Source organism: Flavihumibacter stibioxidans, assembly GCF_014332695.1.
Classification (GTDB): domain Bacteria; phylum Bacteroidota; class Bacteroidia; order Chitinophagales; family Chitinophagaceae; genus Flavihumibacter; species Flavihumibacter stibioxidans.
Map to the genome: position 1 here is coordinate 796,060 of NZ_MBUA01000001.1, position 18,369 is coordinate 814,428.

An 18,369-nucleotide genomic window follows, 5' to 3' on the forward strand; every position below is an offset into this window, starting at 1 on the left:
GCTGCGCTACTTACCGGCAATATAAATAACAGAACTCGCGTTCTCTGGTGCGGAGAACGCTTTTTTATTGGAGCGAAGACCGTTGAGAACCGCTGCAATATAACCTGGTTTACCGTTTTTGTATTGCTCGCTCAGTAAGCTGATATAGAAGCTGTCGAACCACATGGGCAGCAGTGACTTCACAGACATTCCATGAAGAGACAGCAGTTTTTTAACCGAAGCAGGTGAAAAATGATACAAGTGCCTCGGCACATCGTAGGCAGCCCAGTTTTCAGCATATATGTACGCATCCGCCGATTGGTAGTTGGGCAGACCCAATATCAGTGCGCCACCAGGCGCCAGCAATTCCCTGATTCTTTCCATGTATTGATGCAGGTCATGTACATGTTCCAGCACATGCCACAATGTAATAGCGTCATAGGCCCCTGCTTCCAGGCTGGAAAGTGCAGCTGGCTCCTTCAGTTGCAGCCCGTATTTTTCAGTGGCAACAGACCGCGCACCAGCATCCGGCTCCAGACCAGTTACCTTCCAGCCTGCCTTGTTCAGCTGGTCCAAAAAAGCCCCGGTGCCGGCACCGATATCAAGTATCCGGCCGCTTCTTTTACCGGTGACCCGCCTGATCAGTTTCACTTTTTCTTTAAGCGTATAACTGCGTACCAAATGATAGGCAGTATTGACCATTCCTTTTTTGGTATCCGAATGTGAAATATAGGTCTCGGATTGGTAAAACGGTCCAATAGAATCCTGATCCGGCACATCCTGTGTAAAACGCAAAGTGCAATCAGCGCATTCCCAGATACTGAAAACCTGTTGGGAAACAGTAAAATCCCTGGCACTGAGTACGGGCTTTATATTGGCCCCGCCGCAAACGGGGCAATGCTGGTAATGTATAACGGGCATGGTCAGTTGTAAAATTAACGGCTGGTCGCAGGCATGGTCCTGGCCGGAATGGATTGATGGTTACCGGTTGAGCCAAAGGATGTGCCATTACGGTAAAAATGGTAGAAGCAAATGCTCAGCGCCAGGGCGGCAATTATGATGACATATATCCACCATGATGCTTTCTCAACAAAAACCCCGGTCAGGATCTCCGGCATCTCTGTATTGGTCCTCTCCACATCACCCACCAGGAGATGATGTTCCGCATTCTCCCTAAGGATTCGAACGGCATCAACTGCAGGTAATACGGGGAAGTTTTCATACTTCGCCTCAAAGAATATTTCTCCATTTTCATCGGCCTGGAAGTATCCCAGTTCAGGCCATTCGGCTTTTTCCTTGTTCCTGATTTTGGTCCTCAGGTCAAAAGCAAATTCATTATACCATTTAATGGCTTCAAAATCCGGTATTTGCTTTTTGGCCGCGATGTAACCGAAAAAATCCTTTCCGGGGGCGTCAAAATATTTATCAAACCGGAAGTTAAAACCCGGTGGCAATAATCTCCTGTTCACAAAATCGGTCCGGGCAGGCATGCGTTCCATATGCAGGGTACCCAGGCCGGGTATACTGATACTTTTCTGCTGATAAAGGTAACTGTTCAGGATTTCCATGTAAAAATGCGGGCTGAGCCCGGGCAAAAAAACCGATTTTACCGGTACCGGCAAAATAAAGCCCTCTATTTTTGGTTGAACCGGTAAATAACACCACCCAGCACATTAAATCCAAAGTTCTGGTACTGGTTCCAGCGCTCATATTTGTTATTAAAAATATTATTCATTTGTAACCAGAGATCAAATTTTGGCAACACTTTGAATTCCAGTCCCGCATTCAGGTCGACGGCTTTGTCGCCTTTCCTGTCTTCCCCTGTTTTTGACCGGTAAGCCGGACCATCCCAGCCAAAAAAGTCGGCTTTCAGGTACAGGTCATCGATGACCTTAACCCTCAGGGAAGCATTCAACTCCAGGGGAAACAAGCCCCAGGCTGCGGCCTGGCCTTCGATCTTGGTGAAGTTACTGTAGGTGATACCGGTTTTAAAATTGAAGTTTTCACCCTTTAGGTAACCAATCTCGCCATGCAACTGAAGAACATCCATCGAAGGGGAATAAACCGTTTGGAAAGTTTTGCCATCCTGCTGGTCATTTACGAAAAGGTTCACATTGTGTTGCTTTGAAAAAGCAGCTTTGGCGCTATAGGTAAAATGGCTTGCCAGCGTGCCTTTGAAACCACCATAAATTTCTGCCACCCTGTGGTTCAGCAACTGTGCCGGCTGGGCCAGCCAGGGATTCACAGTAGAAAATCGCTGGAAGGACCCTTTATTATAATACCCGATCCATCCTGCCTGGAAGGTGAATTGCTGGTCATTTGTGGTTATTTCAGCCATGATATTGGGAAGCATGTTGAAAACCTTGTTATCCCAGGAAGGAAGGATTCCGGCCTGGATAAACAGGTTGGGAGTCTTCAGGGTCAGAGCCGGAGACAGATAATACAGGTTGTTTTTGATGACTGATTTGCCTTCTGGTTTCAACCGGGTCATATCTGCCGTAAAACCCAGGTTGAAACCAAAACTCTTGCCGAAGGTTTTCTGCAGGGGCAGGTTAAAGACCAGGTTTTCCTCGCGGGCACTGCTGTCGGCATTCTGGTGGCGGAAAGAAACAATTTTCAGGCTGGGTGAATAGATCAGGCCAAATGCCGAGGGATCAGTATTGCGCAAACCGATAACTCCTTCCACTGTCTGGAACCTTTGCCGCAGGTCTGTTTTGGAAAAAACCAGGGATTCTGGCTGGTAACCGTACAGGAAAAAATCTTCTCCTCTGAAGGCGGCTTTTGCAGACAACTCATGGTCCTCGGCTATTTTATAGCTGCCCCTTAACTGGAAGTCCGCCAGGTTATGCTTCTGGAAGGGAAGTTTTCCTTTTGCAGAAAAAAGCTCGCCATAGGCGGATAGCATTCCTGTGTTTGAATTACCCAGGCTGACAGCTCCCTGCAGGTAAGGCAGGTGGTTATTACCCACCCCAACTTTCAGGTACTGGCTGTTCTTCCAGGCCAGAAGCGAGTCTGCCTGCAGTGCAACCGGGTTTAATGATCCGGGTTGGAATGCAAGCTTTACCTCCTGTACCGGAATGTTATAAGACAAAACCGGACGGATGGTATCAGTCTTAGGCAGAGCTGCTGAAAAGTTCAGCTTAACCGCATCTCTCAGAACCGGTTTGAACGTGGAGGTAATATCAATTGTTTTCCTGCGGGTGCTGTCCTGTGCATTGACTTTCTGAAAACCACACAGCAGGGCCACCAAACAGGTGGAATAACTTATAAAACGGACGCTTTTCATGGATTCCATTTCTTTTGATTGATCAATTTTGGGCTGATACATTATTCTGCTTTTTCTCAGCCTCAGCTGCCTCATTGAGTTTTCGCTGCGCCTCTTCCTTAAGGTCAGGGATGGATGCATTTTCCACCACACTCTGGAAAGTAGCTTTGGCATTAAAGTAGTCCTGCTGCTTCATGTAAATATCACCCAGCAGTATATACGCTTTTGTTACCCAGCGTTCATAGGACCCGCTTTTGTTGATAACATCGAATGCACTTTTCTCAGCTTCCTTCAGTTTTGACTGCTCAAACTGGCACCATGCAATTTCATACCTGGCTTCCGCACTCATTTCACCCTTGCTGCCTGCTGCCACCGATTTGTAATAGGAAATGGCCAGGTCGTACTGATTGTCCTGGCGCGCAGCCCTAGCCAGCACCATGTTTGACAATAATTTATCATCGGCACTGGCGCCTTTGAACTGTAAAAGTTCCTTTGCATTTTCCGTTGCTTCCGGCCACTGCGCCAACTGGTACTGGCTTCTCAGCAGACCGCGCATGGCTTCCAGCTTATTTTCTTCTGAACCAGCAAATTCCTTGAGCCTGGCATACCAACCGGCAGCTTTTTCATAATTTTTCAGGTCGAAAAAATTCAGTCGGGCAGCCTGCAGCAGAGATTTCTCACCGAACCTGTTGGGTACCCTGTCAGCTACCTCGCCATAACAGGCAGCCGCATCAGCCCATTCTTTCCTGCTCTGGTGAATTTCCGCCTTATAATAGTTTGATTCGATCACATAACGACCTTCCGGATATTTAGTAAGGTAGGCATTGAAACGCTGAAGGGCATTGGTGAAATTGCCATTGCTCAGCTGCACTTCAGCCTCAGCATAGGCAAGAGAATCCTGTTGGGAGGTGGATACATCCCGGCCCATTTTCTTTGCAAAACCAACATATTCACCGGTCCGGCCTTCCTCAACATAAATACTCCTGGCATTATCGAGCGCCTCTTCAGCTTCCGGTGAATTGGGATATTGCTGTAGCAGGGTATTATATTGCTTTAATGACTCATCATTATTGTTCAGATTGTACCATGCAATACCGGCCTGAAGGTAGGCTCTTGGCTTCAGTGCTTCACTCCTGTTGTCTTTCACAACAGCATTCAGGAAAGGAATGGCCTCCCTGAACTGTTCTCCCGACAAATAGGAATTTGCAATTTCCAGATTGGCATCCGGTACAAGTGATGAGTTTGCATATTTCTTTTGCATCTGCTGAAGTTGCCGGATCTTTTCACCGGTGCTGCTGATACCTGCGATCATGGCCTTCTGGAAACTGGCATAGTCACTCGAGGGCCAGCCAAATTTTATAACCTGGTCGTACATGCCGCCGGCCTTATTATAATCCCGCTGCATGTAAAGGGCATCCGCTGACCTGATAAAAGCATCCTGCTCTACCGCAGTTGTCTTTGAAGAAACCGTCCTGGCAACCTGATCGAAATTGGTTTGGGCCTGCCTGTACATTTCTTTTTTCAGGTATGCATAACCGAGATTATAGCGTGCATTCTGCGGATTCACTTCACTGTTGACAACCGGAGTGGCCAGGTATTCGGTAAAATACAACACAGCATCATCCCAGTTGCCCGCCCTGAATGCCAGCTCCCCCTTCCAGTAGGTGGCCAATGGTAATACCTGCTGGTTAAACGGAGCTTTGATCGCCCGGTCAAGCAAATCCTCTGCGTTGGACAATAACCCATCGTTAATAAGCTCTGTTGCCCTGCCATACAAAATGGCCGGGAAATATTGTTTCACCTGGTCAGAAGGGGCTTTCATTCCATCTATAAGAGCGAGGGCATCGCGGTAATTACTGGTTCTGGCCATTACTCCAACCAGCACTTCCTGTGCTTCCTTGTAATAAACAGAATTAGGGTATGACGCAAGGAACTGTTGCAGTTCCGTCAGTGCTATATCATGGTAACCCAGTTCATAGGACAGCTTCCCATAATTGAATTTTGAAATCTCCTGCTGCGAAGGATTGCTGCTGTTCATAGCACAAAAAAGAAAAGCATTCCGGGCATTGGCTTTCTGGCTGGTTTTCAGGTAGGCATCACCAAGAAGATACATGGAATTCTGGGCAAGAGAATCTTCCTTGCCCCCCAATTGTTTGAAGCCACTGATTGCCTTTTCATATTGTCTTGCATAATAGTAACTGTAAGACAACTCGTAAAGGTCCTGCCGGCCAAGCGGTTTTGTCTTAGCCGCATATGCTTCGAGGTATGGTAAAGCCTTAGTGAATTCACCCTTCTCGAAAAAACCATGCCCTACCAGTTTCCGTAATTCAAGGTCATAATAATTGTTGCCCTGGTTGAGTTTTCCGGTAGCGTACGACAATGCTTTCTCCTTGTCGCCGGTTATATAATGTATCGTTGCGATATAGTATGGAACAACATCCTGGTAGTCGGGGTCTTTTTCAACAACAGTAAAAGACTGCAGGGCATCACGGTATTGCTTATCCCGGAAGGCTATGAACCCATAGTAATAATTCGCATCATTGTAGTTTTCATTGCCGGTCATCTGCCTTACGGCATCGAGCAGTGGTTTTGCTTCTGAAAAGCGTTGAAGGTTGAAATAACTATACCCCTGGTGAAATTTCAGGTTGGCCAGTTCATCATTTTCAAAGTGATCAACTGATGCTTTTTCGTAATGGGTCACCGCCTTGTAATAATCCTTCTGCCGGAAATAATATTCACCAAGCTGGTAATTCATCAGCTCAACCCGTCCCTTATTTTCATCGAGTTCTGCAAATTCGATGGCCTGATCCAGCGCACCTTTTTCATTTTGCATCAGGCCGCAAACGATGGCATAATAGCGCACTTCCTGGTAATTCAGTGACTGTCCGCTTCTGTCGGGCTCCCGCAATTGCTGGCTCAGTTCCCTGAAAAGCGGATATGCTAGACTGTATTGTCCGCGCTGGTAAAATTCTTTTGCCTGTTTGAAACCCGATTGGGGATCAGTGAAAAAAGCTGTTTCCTGTGCCTGTACCGTTTGAAGTACGGAACAACAGATAATCGTAGCGACGATCCTTCTCACTTGTATATATTTTATTTTCAAAGGTCAATTGGAGACCTGGTAAAGGTTTTAAATATTTTATATGTAACCAAATAACGTTCCAAACAACTGTGGATAATTGAAATGATTAACAATTCTTTGCATCCAACCATTAATTTTGGCGAAAACAGCATTCATGAAAAAACTACTGTCGACCAGTTACCAGGAATGGGCATTTGATACCATGATGTTTTTGACCAGGATTACCTGCGGAGGTTTAATGCTGGTGAACCACGGCTTCCAGAAACTGGTTAAATATCCAAGCCTCCAATATAAGTTCAGTGACCCGTTTCATATCGGCTCACAATGGTCCCTGCTGCTGGTCATCTTTGCAGAAGTATTTTGTTCGCTGCTGATCATCGCCGGACTTTTCACCAGGCTGGCTGCTATACCGGTGATAATTGCAATGAGTGTGGCTTTCTTCATGGCACATAACCACAATATCAATGAAGGAGAAAAATCTGCACTCTTCCTTGCTGGTTTTCTCAGCATCCTTCTTTGCGGTCCCGGTCGAGCCAGTATTGATAAAATGATGGGCAAGTAAGACATTGAGTCAATTAGTCTGAAACGGAAAAGATGACCTGGTCCCGGACCAAACAACAAACCACAAATAATTTTTTTTATGTACGTTTCCGAAACCCAGGTACGCGTTCGTTATGCAGAAACCGACCAGATGAATGTGGTATACCATGGCAATTACGCGCAATATTTTGAAGTGGCCCGGGCTGAAAGCATCCGCCACCTGGGATTTACCTACAAGGATATGGAAGCGATGGGTATCATCATGCCACTGGTGGAATTGCATACAAAATTCCTGCGCCCTGCTCATTACGATGACCTCCTGACCATCCGTACCACCCTCAAAGAACTTCCCGTTGATCACCGCATCGAATTCCATTACGAGGTTTACAATGAGAGCGGGAAGTTGCTCACCATTGGCAGGACAGTTCTGTATTTCATCAAAGCCGGCACTAAAGAAAAGACAACCATGCCACCAGCACTATCTGATAAACTGGCAGGTTATTTCAGATAATCCAGCACAAGGAACATTTTTCTCACCATGCCGGATGCAGAACCTGTATAGTTGTTCACCATAATGGCAACCGTATAGGTTTTGCCATTGGCAGCTGTATGGTATCCGGCGAATGCCCGGGAACCATTGATCGAACCACTTTTCAGTTTCATCCCATTATACACCGGCAGTCCTTCGTAAAAAGACCGGAACCAGGGTCTTTTCCTGGCATATTGAAGGGATTGCACCAGCGCCATGGCTGTGATCCGGTTCTGGGGTGACAACCCACTGCCATCCATCAGTTGAAGGGCTCCGGGTTCAATTCCGTAGTTCTTCCAGAATTCAAGCACAGCCTCCACCCCGTTTTTCGTGGAGGCATTACCGTATTGCTTCAGCCCCATTGTCCTGATCAGCGACTCTCCATACAGGTTGATGCTTTTGCGAAGAAACCAGTAGACCAGTGAATCTAATGTTGGGGATTTATGACTGAACAGAAGTTGAAAATTATCACCGGAAACAGCGGCAACCGGATACTCATTCAATTTGATATTCCCGGCGACTGTGATTTTATCTTCGGCCAATACTTCCTTTAATTGCGATGCAAATTGTTTTGGTGGATCAGGCAGTGAACCGGAAATGGAAAAACTTTCCTTTGCGGGCGGGATCGTACCCCTGATAACACCTTCCCTGGCAAAAGGCGGCAAATAAATATAAGCATTGTCGCCACTCCCATCCGGACCTGCAGTAAGTGCTGACCTCAATGTAACGCCGGCCAGCACAGGTTTGGTTGAAACGATTTCAACAACTGATCCCGGCTGCCTGCCTGATTTCAGGATTACGTCATACTGGTTTTCATTCCAGTTGAACTTCCATGAGCCCGCACCGTAATAATTGCCCATATCCTGCCATATCCAGCCGTCTGGTATGGGTTCGTTGTTCCATCCTGCCGTATCCGCAATAATATCACCATGAACATATCGGATTCCCCTGGCCACCATGGCATTTCCCATTTGCCCTAGCAGGTCTTCAGAACCTGTGCCGGCATACCGCCAGCTCCCCAGGGAAGGATCGCCACTTCCCTGCAATATCATATCACCCTCCAGGGTTCCGTCACTCAGCCGCCCCCTGTATCCCAGCCTGGTTTCATACCTGAAATCAATGCCCAATAATTCAAACGCTGTAATACTGGTGATCACTTTCAGTGTACTGGCAGGGGCCAGTGCCGCCTGACCGTTGTGGTCAAATAAAATTGCGCCGGTAACCGCATCTGCCACTACCAATGACCAGGTGGCATGTTTCATCTGCGGATCAGCTCCCAGACTTTGAACCGCATTTTTTAAACGGACCGCCAATGGTTGCGCAGCAGATTCGCTGAAAAAACAGGTCATCAACACCCAAAAAAATAAAACAAATGTTCCGATTCTTTTCATGGCCGAAAATTACACCATCTGCCGATGGCTGCATCCTATTTAATTTGCTGCTAACTTTGGTAACCGATTTTACAACCATGCAAATCACAAAAGCCAGTATCATAACGATAGGAGACGAACTACTGATTGGTCAGGTAATAGATACTAACAGTGCCTGGATGGCACAAGTGTTAAATAAGGCAGGCATCACCGTTAGCAGAAGGGTGGCTGTCGGAGATGAATGGAATGCCATCTGGGAGGCACTGGACCAGGAAATGGAATCTGCAGACATCATATTATTGACCGGTGGACTCGGGCCAACAGCGGACGATATCACCAAACCCTTGCTCTGCGAATATTTTGGGGGGAAACTGGTGCTCAACCAGGGCGTACTGAACCATGTCACTTACCTTTTTGAGAAGGTCTACAACCGGCCCATGATCGAAAGGAATATCAAACAGGCCGAAGTGCCCGATGTGTGTACAGTGTTGCACAATGCCAATGGAACGGCCCCGGGAATGTGGTTTGAAAAAGACAGGAAGATCCTGGTTTCTCTGCCAGGTGTTCCTTTTGAAATGAAGGGGCTGATGACGGCAGAAGTAATTCCCGCGCTCCTGAAAAAATTTTCACTGCCGGTAATTCTTCACCGCACCCTGATTACTGCCGGGATTGGTGAATCTTTTCTTGCCGAACGGATAAAAGAATTTGAAAACAGCCTGCCCGCTTCTATCAGGCTGGCCTACCTCCCCAATTATGGAATGGTGCGCCTGAGGTTAAGCGCAACAGGATTCGAAAGAGAAGAATTAACAGCTGCCATTGAGAGTAAATTCACTGAACTGCAGGATATGCTGGCCGATGTCCTGATCACCAACCAGGACCAGTCTATGGAAGAGGTGATCGCTGACCTGCTGAGATCAGGCCATAAAACCCTTGCTACAGCTGAAAGTTGCACCGGCGGATATATCGCCCACCTGCTTACTGCCATGCCCGGTTCCAGCAAATATTTTCTGGGTGGTATTGTCAGCTATGACAACCAGGTAAAGCAGGATTTACTGGAAGTTACCCCCGAAACCTTATATACGGAAGGCGCGGTCAGCGAAGCAACAGTAAGGCAAATGGTTCAGGGGGCATTGAAAAGCATCAAAACAGATTATGCATTGGCAGTATCAGGAATTATGGGGCCAGACGGAGGTTCTGATGAAAAACCTGTCGGAACAGTCTGGGTGGCGGTAGGAAACAGCCGCGAGATCATCACACAAAGGTTCCGCTTCCGGTTTGAACGCCGCAGGAATATTGAACTGACTGCGGTGAATGCCCTGAATTTATTACGGAAATTCATCATTGATAACACTGTATCCACAATAAACTAACAGTCATTAACATAAGGACTGAATCCTTACCTTTGGCCATAAATCATCTATTCAATATGGCAGTTGTTGACCTGGTAATGCCTAAAATGGGAGAAAGTATCATGGAAGCCACCATTCTCAAGTGGCTTAAGAACCCCGGCGATACTGTAAAACAGGATGAAACCGTACTCGAAATCGCAACGGATAAAGTTGACAGTGAAGTGCCCAGCACCACAGAGGGCGTGCTCGAAGAAGTCCTTTTCAATGTAAATGATGTTGTTCCGGTTGGTACCGTGATCGCCCGTATTCGAAGCGGTGCGGCAGAACCGGTTTCTGCACCCGCACCTTTGACCAGCCAGGAGGCAATACCTGAACCCGTTCGGGCCGCCCCTGTTGTTATGGCTGAATCTATTGCTGCCACCCATACTATTCCAGGTAATGGCAACCGTTTTTATTCTCCGCTGGTGTTGAATATAGCTGCCAGCGAGGGAGTTTCCATGGTTGAACTGGAAACCATTCCGGGCACCGGCAATGAGGGAAGAGTTACAAAAAAAGATATCCTGCAATTTGTTGAAGATAAAAAAAATGGTATAATCACTGCCCGCCCTGCTGCCAGTCCGATTGTGCCGGCCACACCAGTGGTTGCGGCGCCACCAACCATTCCGGTTCAGCCTGCGGCCCCCGCACCCGCACCTGCAGTTTCACCCGCTTCCTCTGCTCCTGCCGCAGCCCCAGCCATGGCAGCCGAAACCGAAGCCAGGATTGCCGCTTATGGCAATAATGTGGAGATCATCGAAATGGATCGGATGCGCAAACTTATTGCCGACCATATGGTGAAGAGCAAGGCCACCAGCCCCCATGTAACAAGTTTCACGGAAGCTGATGTCACCAACCTGGTATTATGGCGCGACAAGGTAAAAAACCAGTTCCTGAAACAGGAAGGCACTAAAATCACCTTCACGCCCCTTTTCATTGAAGCCATTGTAAAGTGTATTAAAAAATACCCGCTCATCAACAGCAGTGTAGTAGGCGATAAGATCATCATAAAAAAAGATATCAATATTGGAATGGCAACCGCCCTTCCTTCCGGTAACCTGATCGTTCCGGTTATCAGGAATGCAGACCAGCTAAACCTGGTGGGACTGGCAAAACAGGTAAACGGAATGGCTGACAATGCCCGCCTTGGAAAACTGAAACCCGAAGACACCCAGAACGGAACTTTTACGCTTACCAATGTGGGTACTTTCGGCAGCCTGATGGGCACGCCTATCATCCCCCAGCCACAGGTAGCCATACTTGCAGTGGGCGCCATCAAGAAAAGACCTGTGGTTATTGAAACAGCACAGGGCGATTCCATCGCCATCCGGCATATGATGTACCTGAGTATGAGCTATGACCACCGTATCATCGACGGAAGCCTGGGAGCCACTTTCCTGACTGCCGTTGCCAGGGAACTGGAGCATTTTGATCCGCAGCGCGAGATCTGAATCACCTGGAAAAACTGATTTGAAATATTATTCTGCAGAAGGCTGACCGAATTTTTCGTGGAAAAAGGTCAGCCTTCTTCCTTTTTTCTTCACGATAAATAAATTGTCGTAGGCTGCATCCGGAAGATCTGACAGATAAACCTTACCTGTTAGTCCATTCACCAGGTCATCCACTGTATTGCTGTGACCAACAATCAGGATATTCTTTTTAAGCGATTTGAATTGAGCAATCAACAGGCTATCCACCTTTCCGTAATGCCTGATCCTCAGGCCTTCAGATTCGGCAAAAGGGGCAGCTGTCTGAATTGTCCGGACTGTGTTGGTCGAATAAACGTAACCAACCTTAGCTGTTGCCAGCTTCTCACGCAGCTTATTTGCCCTCTCCCTTCCTTTTTCAGACAATGGCGGATCATTGGGGGATTGCATGGTAATACCATCTGAGGCCTGCGCTTTCTCAGCATGCCTTACAATGTAATATTTCTGACTGCAGCCCGTTAACAGTAAGGAAAGCAGCAGGATTTGGAGGAACCTGTTCAGCATACTTGGGTTTTAAAGCAATTTCAGTAATTTATATTAAAATCAATCGCCATGAAAACTTTATCTCAAACCTGGTTTGCAGAAGGGTATATTGATTTTGAGTTAAAGAAATATACCCTGCTGGCCTACCTGCAGGAAGTGAACCGCCACTTCAACGAAAACAGGCTCTATCCACAGCTCGCGGATATTATTTTCCATTACCACAACATGGTGAAGTTCCGGGAGAATAAGAAATTCCTTCAGGAACAATTCCCGAAAAAACTTACAGGCATCCAGCTTGAAAAACTCCAGGTGCTGTACGAACAGCTTATTGAGGATGATGAGCTGATGGAAGAACTGGAAAACATCATCCAATACGCAGCCGGGGAAATGAAAGGAGCCATCAGGAATGGCACGGAGATTTATGAATTTGTGGAAGACAGGATCCAGATTGAACCAGTCGGACTGGTTCCGCTCGACAACAAGGAAGGTTATTTTTTCCTGAGCCCAGGTTCCACCAGGTCCACGCTCATCTACTACTACCGGTTAAGTATATTCGAAAAACATGATGAACAGTACCGAGCCATCAAAACGGATTTCATAACGCAATGGCAGCGAAGTATTTCAAATACTTACGAGAATATGAAGGTTTCGCTTATAAAAGAAAAAAAAGACCTGCCCAATCCGGCTGTTTACACCATTGAGGCAGATCTTTCATTTCCTTTGGAAGAGACCCTTTTACCCATTGCCAAGCGTTGCCTGGTCAGGTATATTTCTTAATAACCGAGTCCCCAGTCGATCCCTTTCAAGGTTGCCGGAACCCCATCTTTCAGCCATTTGGGAGCGGGGGCTCCTTTCAGGTAGTGATCGAAAAACTGTGCCATCCTGATCGTCCAGTCCTTCCGGTTTCTCCTTTCGATAATACCGTGCAGTTCGTCATTATAATTGATCATCCAAACCGGTTTACCCAGCCTCCTTAATGCTGTGAAATATTCGATGCCCTGGTACCAGGGAACAGCATCATCTTTGTCATTGTGCAGCATCAGCAATGGAGTTTTTACTTTATCGGCCCTGAACAAAGGCGAGTTCTTCAAATAGAGTTCAGGCTTTTCCCAAAGAGTGGCACCGATCCTGCTCTGCGTTCTTTCATACTGAAACTGCCTGCTCAGACCAGTTCCCCAGCGGATACCTCCATAAGCGCTGGTCATATTACTGACAGGAGCGCCGGCTTCAGCGGCTGCGAACATATTTGTCCTGGTAATAAGGTAAGCGATCTGGTACCCTCCCCAGCTATGCCCCTGCAGGCCCATTTTGGTAGAGTCTACCCATGGTTGTCTGGAGAGGTACTTCGCTGCTGATACTACGGAATTGTAGGCATCCTCACCCGGCTGCCCCGTTTTATAATAAATGTTCGGATCAAAGACAAGATAACCGTTGCTGGTATAATACGCTATATTAACCGATGCCCTTACCGGCATTGGCTCAATATAGAAAAACCGCCGGTCGGCATTCTTCTCATAAAAATAAAAGATTACCGGGTATTTCTTTTTGGGATCAAAATTTTCCGGCTTGTACAACAGGCCCTCACTCATTTTACCATCCAGCATTTTCCAACGGTGAAGTTCAACCGAAAACCAGTTATATTCCGATTGCTGCGGATTTATATTACTCATTTTCACATACACGGCAGGGTTAGACACATTCTGCCAGTCAGACTGGTAGATATCCAAACTGGCAGGGGTTTGCCTGGTAAATGCCACCACGCCGGCATTTCTTGATTTCACGGGGTTGCTTAAAACAGCTTCCTGTATGGCAGGTTTGCCACTGGTAAACCTGAACGTGTGTCCCATGGTATGCAATTGCCAGCCATAGCCCTTCGATTTGTGGTCAAACATGCTGAAGAGAACTGATTCACCGTCTTTTATGAATTTCTGTTCCGGATCCACACTGGTATAACGTAAACTGATGCCAAGTTTCCTTCCTTCACCCCCGGTAAGGTTAAATGGTTTTTCCGTTCCCGACGGATCGCATCGCCAGATGTCGTATTTATCATACACATATGCATAACGGTCACCTTCCTGCCAGCCCATCAATCCATGCGGCGGCGGGTCTGCCGGATGATCATCCTCCTCATCATATAATGGAACCGTAATTCCTTTTGTCAGCATGGCAGTTGATGACTTTTTAATGTCATAAACCATCCAGTTTTTTTTCTTTACATCGTACCAGCTGATATATTGTCCGGCAGGTGATATCCTTGCCATCCCCATACTAACTTTTTCCGCAACCGGTTTTCTGCTGCCGGTTTCCAAATCAACCAGGTATAAATTGACCATGCCGTCCATGGACCACTGCTGTTGAACCCTGTATTTATGGTTGCTCGTTCCGAGTGCATATCTCCCATTACCTTCCACTGACGGAAAAATCATTTCGCAGGTATCTGTGCCCAGCTGCACCAGTTTCCCATTACCTGTATGTATAACAGTCAGCCAGCTTCGCTTCAGCTCATTGTTCAGTTGTACCAGTTGCTGGGGTTGCAGGTAATCATCCCTGTAATTCCATACATCCAGCCTGGCGGTTTCAAATTCCACGAGACTGGTATCTTTTACCGGCCTGTCGGGCGCCAACCCGAAAAAAAGTTTTGAACCATCCTTGCTGAAATAATTATTAAAATCCGGACTGATGACCAATCCTGTATTTATATTACCCGTAGTGCGACCGGCCAGCATACGGGCACTGTCATTACCTGGCTGGTAGCTCCATAAGGAATAGTACTTTTTCAAAGCTTTCAGCGAACTGTCTCTCTCTGCAACAAAGGCTAGCATGGTGCCATCGTCCGTAATGGCATAACCTTTCACATCCTGGAATCTCCTGAGAACGGTATCAGCACGGTCTTTGCGGAGCTCATGCCATAATACGAGGGCCTGCTTCAGCGAATCGCCATTTTTCCTGGTGGTTTCAATGACAAGCACCTGGCCATTTTTATTGAACAGGTAATCACTCACCAGTTGGTACCGGAATTCTTTTCCGGTTACCAGATTTTTTACCACCAGTTCCGTCCCTTCTTCCACGTTTTCATTGCCGGATTTACCACCTGGCCTGCTGCCATTCTTTGGAGGGGTCAGTATATTAATTCCCTTTACCCTGGCTTCAGTTACTTTATTACGAAGACTGTCTGCCACCCTGGCAAGACTATCTGCAGTGGTAAGCATTCTTTGCAATCTTGCCAGTGAATCGGGTTGTTCAGATTTTGTACCAGGGACCTTCCAGAGGTGATAAGCCAGCCAGGATTCACCTTTTTCAGGCATTTTATATGATTTCACCCCTGCAAATTTCTGAACGCGCATGGTAGCCAGTTCCAGGATCACCAATGAATCCTTTGGCATATCATTGGGTGGTGTCTTTTTGATCCTTGCCTGGCGGGTATCCTTAAAATATGGTCGGATTTTCGCCACCAGGAAACGGCTGTCATCACTGATAGCGGCCTGGTAACCGCGCGGAATTTCAAGCATGTTTCGCTGGTCTGCAGATTTTACAACCAGCATCCCATCCCCTTCCTGTACTGTTACAGTGTACGCCAGAAATCTGCCATCAGCACTTATCAATTTCTCGCCAATACTTTGCCAGCCATCATAAACCGAGTGGTCCATAGGTTTTTTCTGTGCCATAACCGGGAACAATCCCGTAAGCATTGCCAGAACCAAAAATGCTATTCTCATGTGTTGCTGTTTAGATAATAAAAATAGCACAAACAATATCTTCCTCACTTTGTTAAATCGAATTGTTTTAGCATTACAATGAAAAAAATCACACATTTTCTTATCCTGATATTTTTGCCCTTCCTGTCGGCAACAGCGCAAAAAACTGGTGTTCTATCCGGACAGGTAACTGATCTTACCACCCAGGCTCCGTTATCAGGCGCTTCGGTCCTGCTGGAAGGGTATTCCAAAGGCACCTTATCCGACAGCCTGGGTCGTTTCACCATCACCAGCATTCCAACCGGATCATATAATGTGACCATTTCGCTCCAGGGCTATAAAACCATCACCCGATATAACATAATACTAAGTTCCGGAAATGAACAGGTGCTGAATTTCCAACTTGAACCTGTAGCGGAAACACTTGGCACGGTGGTAGTCAGTGGACGTCGCAGGACGGTTATGGCAGCATCCATTGAAACACCCCTCTCTGTTCAAAAGCTGACTACCGAAGAAATCAAAACAAATCCTGGCGGCAATTTTGACATCAGCCGGGTGATCCAGAGCCTCCCGGGTGTTGGCGGCACATCCGGCAGCGTGGGAGGATACCGCAATGATATCATTATTAGGGGTGGTGCCCCCAATGAAAATGTATACTACCTTGACGGCATCGAGGTTCCGGTCATCAACCATTTCGCTACACAAGGCAGCGCCGGCGGACCAACAGGGATATTGAACGTATCTTTTCTGGATGAAGTAAAACTCAGTTCCTCGGCTTTTAATGCCCGATACGACAACGCCCTTTCATCCGTGTTCCAGTTCAGGCAGAAAAACGGAAATCTCAACCGGACGCAGGGAAACTACCGGTTAAGTGCCACTGAATTTGCGGTTACCCTCGATGGCCCCCTCAGCAGGAAAAAGAAAATCACCTATCTGGCCTCTGTAAGAAGATCCTATCTCCAGTTATTGTTTAAAGCCCTGGATCTCCCCATCCGGCCGAATTACTGGGATTTTCAGACAAAGGTATCCTACCCGGTAAATCAAAAAACAACCATCAGTTTTATCGGGATCGGTGCATTGGATGATTTTAGTTTTACCGCACCCAAAGAAGCCAGTCCCGAAAAGTTATATTCCATCAATGCCAACCCGACCATCGCACAGAAGAGCTATACCATCGGGTTCACTATAAAAAAAACCATTCCGGGCGGTTACTGGGACCTCTCCCTCAGCCGCAATCACCTGCGAAATAATCTCGACAAATTTGAAGACAATAATGATCCGGATGAATCCGAAAGAATTTTGCGCATCCGCTCCTTGGAAAGCGAAAACAAATTACGCCTGGATATCAACCAGCAAAAACACAACTGGAAAATTTCTTATGGAACCATGTTTCAACTGGTGGATTATTCCAACAATGCCTACACCCTGGTACGAAAGGAACTGACAGATGAAAATGGCAGCATTATTCAGCCTGCCGTCTTCACCAGTTTCCGTTCGCCCATTGACCCCTTCCTGAAATTTGGGGTATATTCTCAAATCAGCAGGCGGTTTGCGGACAACCGAATAGGTATAAGCGCCGGCATCCGGTTCGACGGAAACAGCTTTACCTCGGAAGGATCCAATCTGCTAAAAACATTTTCGCCCAGAATGTCACTATCCTATGTACTGACAGAAAAATGGACAGCCAGCTTTTCCATGGGCAGGTATTATAAAATACCTCCTTATACCATACTTGGATTTGCTGATAACAATGGTAAAAGCGTAAACAAAGATGCAGACTACCTGCGTAGTGATCATCTTGCAGCAGGAATAGAGTATTTGTTCTCCGGTAATACGCGTTTTACACTGGAAGGATTTTACAAACGATATACCAATGTACCGGTATCCATCCGCAATGGTATATCACTCTCGAATCTGGGCGGTGATTTTAATGTGCTGGGAAATGAAGCAATAATCACCAATGGAAAAGGAGAAACCTATGGTATCGAATTTTTTGCCCAGCAGAAATTATCCAGGCGATTTTACGGAATTCTATCCTATACCTATTTCCATAGCAGATACAGTGGTTCGGATGGCGTATTAAAACCCAGCTCATGGGATAACAGGCATTTGCTGAGCATCACAGCAGGATACAAACTGCCCCGCAACTGGGAAATTGGCTTAAAGTTCAGGTTGCAGGGTGGCGCCCCTTACACCCCTTTTGATATGACAGCTTCACAACTAAACTACCTCTCCCAGGGAACTGGCATTTACCAGTACAGTTTGTTAAATACCCTGCGGTTAAATGCATTTAACTCCGGAGACCTTCGAATAGATAAAAAATGGAATTTTGAGAATTGGTCGCTAAATGTATACCTCGATGTAACCAACTGGTATGGTGCCGGCACACCAGCCTATCCGCAGTATACCTTCCGAAGGAATGAGGGTAATACAGATTTTCTGACCACCGACGGCCAGCCTGTAAAAGCCAACGGAAGCAATGCTATCCCTCTCATTTTAAGAAACGATGATGCCAATATCATCCCAACCATCGGGTTCATTATTGAGATGTAAAATG

13 protein-coding genes are annotated in these 18,369 nt (G+C 46.7%); 6 read left to right on the top strand and 7 right to left on the bottom strand.

Features of this window, described 5'->3' with window-relative positions; translation table 11 throughout:
• Positions 1-6: 6 nt before the first annotated feature.
• Genes BC349_RS03335 through BC349_RS03350 form a run of 4 tightly spaced genes read right to left on the bottom strand, consistent with a single transcriptional unit; the run spans position 7 to position 6,323 of the window.
• Positions 7-900: a class I SAM-dependent methyltransferase gene (locus BC349_RS03335; protein WP_187255317.1), complete on the bottom strand. Its 894-nt coding sequence runs from the start codon at positions 898-900 to the stop codon at positions 7-9.
• 14 nt (positions 901-914) lie between these two features.
• Positions 915-1,574, bottom strand: a complete 660-nt coding sequence (locus BC349_RS03340; RefSeq protein WP_187255318.1) for a hypothetical protein — start codon at positions 1,572-1,574, stop codon at positions 915-917.
• Positions 1,575-1,612: 38 nt separating this feature from the next.
• Complete coding sequence (locus tag BC349_RS03345) at positions 1,613-3,274, bottom strand: TonB-dependent receptor (RefSeq protein ID WP_187255319.1); 1,662 nt, start codon at positions 3,272-3,274, stop codon at positions 1,613-1,615.
• A 13-nt stretch (positions 3,275-3,287) separates the two neighbouring features.
• Complete coding sequence (locus BC349_RS03350) at positions 3,288-6,323, bottom strand: tetratricopeptide repeat protein (RefSeq protein ID WP_187255320.1); 3,036 nt, start codon at positions 6,321-6,323, stop codon at positions 3,288-3,290.
• Positions 6,324-6,477: 154 nt separating this feature from the next.
• Between BC349_RS03350 and BC349_RS03355 the strand changes: the two genes are divergently transcribed.
• Both BC349_RS03355 and BC349_RS03360 read left to right on the top strand, forming a co-directional pair.
• Positions 6,478-6,885, top strand: coding sequence for a DoxX family protein (locus BC349_RS03355; RefSeq protein ID WP_187255321.1), 408 nt, complete (start codon positions 6,478-6,480; stop codon positions 6,883-6,885).
• A gap of 78 nt (positions 6,886-6,963) precedes the next feature.
• Positions 6,964-7,374, top strand: a complete 411-nt coding sequence (locus BC349_RS03360) for an acyl-CoA thioesterase (RefSeq protein WP_187255322.1) — start codon at positions 6,964-6,966, stop codon at positions 7,372-7,374.
• Here BC349_RS03360 and dacB read toward each other — a convergent pair.
• Positions 7,362-8,783, bottom strand: coding sequence for a D-alanyl-D-alanine carboxypeptidase/D-alanyl-D-alanine endopeptidase (gene dacB / locus BC349_RS03365; RefSeq protein WP_187255323.1), 1,422 nt, complete (start codon positions 8,781-8,783; stop codon positions 7,362-7,364). The genes BC349_RS03360 and dacB overlap by 13 nt on opposite strands.
• Before the next feature lie 77 nt (positions 8,784-8,860).
• On the opposite strand from dacB, the gene BC349_RS03370 reads away from it, so the two are divergent.
• Together BC349_RS03370 and BC349_RS03375 are read left to right on the top strand one after the other, a co-directional pair.
• Positions 8,861-10,132 carry a competence/damage-inducible protein A gene (locus BC349_RS03370; protein ID WP_187255324.1) on the top strand — a complete coding sequence of 424 codons (1,272 nt, stop codon included), beginning with the start codon at positions 8,861-8,863 and terminating at the stop codon, positions 10,130-10,132.
• A 56-nt stretch (positions 10,133-10,188) separates the two neighbouring features.
• A complete protein-coding gene (locus BC349_RS03375) occupies positions 10,189-11,598 on the top strand; it encodes a dihydrolipoamide acetyltransferase family protein (protein WP_187255325.1) in 1,410 nt (469 codons plus the stop codon).
• A gap of 27 nt (positions 11,599-11,625) precedes the next feature.
• Here BC349_RS03375 and BC349_RS03380 read toward each other — a convergent pair whose 3' ends face one another.
• On the bottom strand, positions 11,626-12,138 hold the full coding sequence (locus BC349_RS03380; RefSeq protein ID WP_187255326.1) for a SixA phosphatase family protein: 513 nt from the start codon (positions 12,136-12,138) through the stop codon (positions 11,626-11,628).
• Positions 12,139-12,186: 48 nt separating this feature from the next.
• On the opposite strand from BC349_RS03380, the gene BC349_RS03385 reads away from it, so the two are divergent.
• Positions 12,187-12,894: a hypothetical protein gene (locus BC349_RS03385; protein WP_187255327.1), complete on the top strand. Its 708-nt coding sequence runs from the start codon at positions 12,187-12,189 to the stop codon at positions 12,892-12,894.
• Here BC349_RS03385 and BC349_RS03390 read toward each other — a convergent pair.
• Positions 12,891-15,833 (bottom strand): S9 family peptidase, encoded by a 2,943-nt coding sequence (locus tag BC349_RS03390; RefSeq protein WP_187255328.1) that lies wholly within the window; start codon positions 15,831-15,833, stop codon positions 12,891-12,893. The two genes, BC349_RS03385 and BC349_RS03390, sit on opposite strands and share 4 nt — an antisense overlap.
• A 78-nt stretch (positions 15,834-15,911) precedes the next feature.
• Here BC349_RS03390 and BC349_RS03395 point away from each other — a divergent pair, with 78 nt between their 5' ends.
• Positions 15,912-18,365, top strand: coding sequence for a TonB-dependent receptor (locus tag BC349_RS03395; protein ID WP_187255329.1), 2,454 nt, complete (start codon positions 15,912-15,914; stop codon positions 18,363-18,365).
• Positions 18,366-18,369 lie beyond the last annotated feature (4 nt).

Excerpts from the sequence above, each read along its gene's own strand:
- BC349_RS03390 (WP_187255328.1), bottom strand. The coding sequence starts at position 15,833 with ATGAGAATAGCATTTTTGGTTCTGGCAATGCTTACGGGATTGTTCCCG.
- BC349_RS03345 (WP_187255319.1), bottom strand. The coding sequence starts at position 3,274 with ATGGAATCCATGAAAAGCGTCCGTTTTATAAGTTATTCCACCTGTTTG.
- BC349_RS03370 (WP_187255324.1), top strand. The coding sequence starts at position 8,861 with ATGCAAATCACAAAAGCCAGTATCATAACGATAGGAGACGAACTACTG.
- BC349_RS03360 (WP_187255322.1), top strand. The coding sequence starts at position 6,964 with ATGTACGTTTCCGAAACCCAGGTACGCGTTCGTTATGCAGAAACCGAC.
- BC349_RS03335 (WP_187255317.1), bottom strand. The coding sequence starts at position 900 with ATGCCCGTTATACATTACCAGCATTGCCCCGTTTGCGGCGGGGCCAAT.
- BC349_RS03395 (WP_187255329.1), top strand. The coding sequence starts at position 15,912 with ATGAAAAAAATCACACATTTTCTTATCCTGATATTTTTGCCCTTCCTG.
- BC349_RS03355 (WP_187255321.1), top strand. The coding sequence starts at position 6,478 with ATGAAAAAACTACTGTCGACCAGTTACCAGGAATGGGCATTTGATACC.
- BC349_RS03385 (WP_187255327.1), top strand. The coding sequence starts at position 12,187 with ATGAAAACTTTATCTCAAACCTGGTTTGCAGAAGGGTATATTGATTTT.
- dacB (WP_187255323.1), bottom strand. The coding sequence starts at position 8,783 with ATGAAAAGAATCGGAACATTTGTTTTATTTTTTTGGGTGTTGATGACC.
- BC349_RS03375 (WP_187255325.1), top strand. The coding sequence starts at position 10,189 with ATGGCAGTTGTTGACCTGGTAATGCCTAAAATGGGAGAAAGTATCATG.
- BC349_RS03380 (WP_187255326.1), bottom strand. The coding sequence starts at position 12,138 with ATGCTGAACAGGTTCCTCCAAATCCTGCTGCTTTCCTTACTGTTAACG.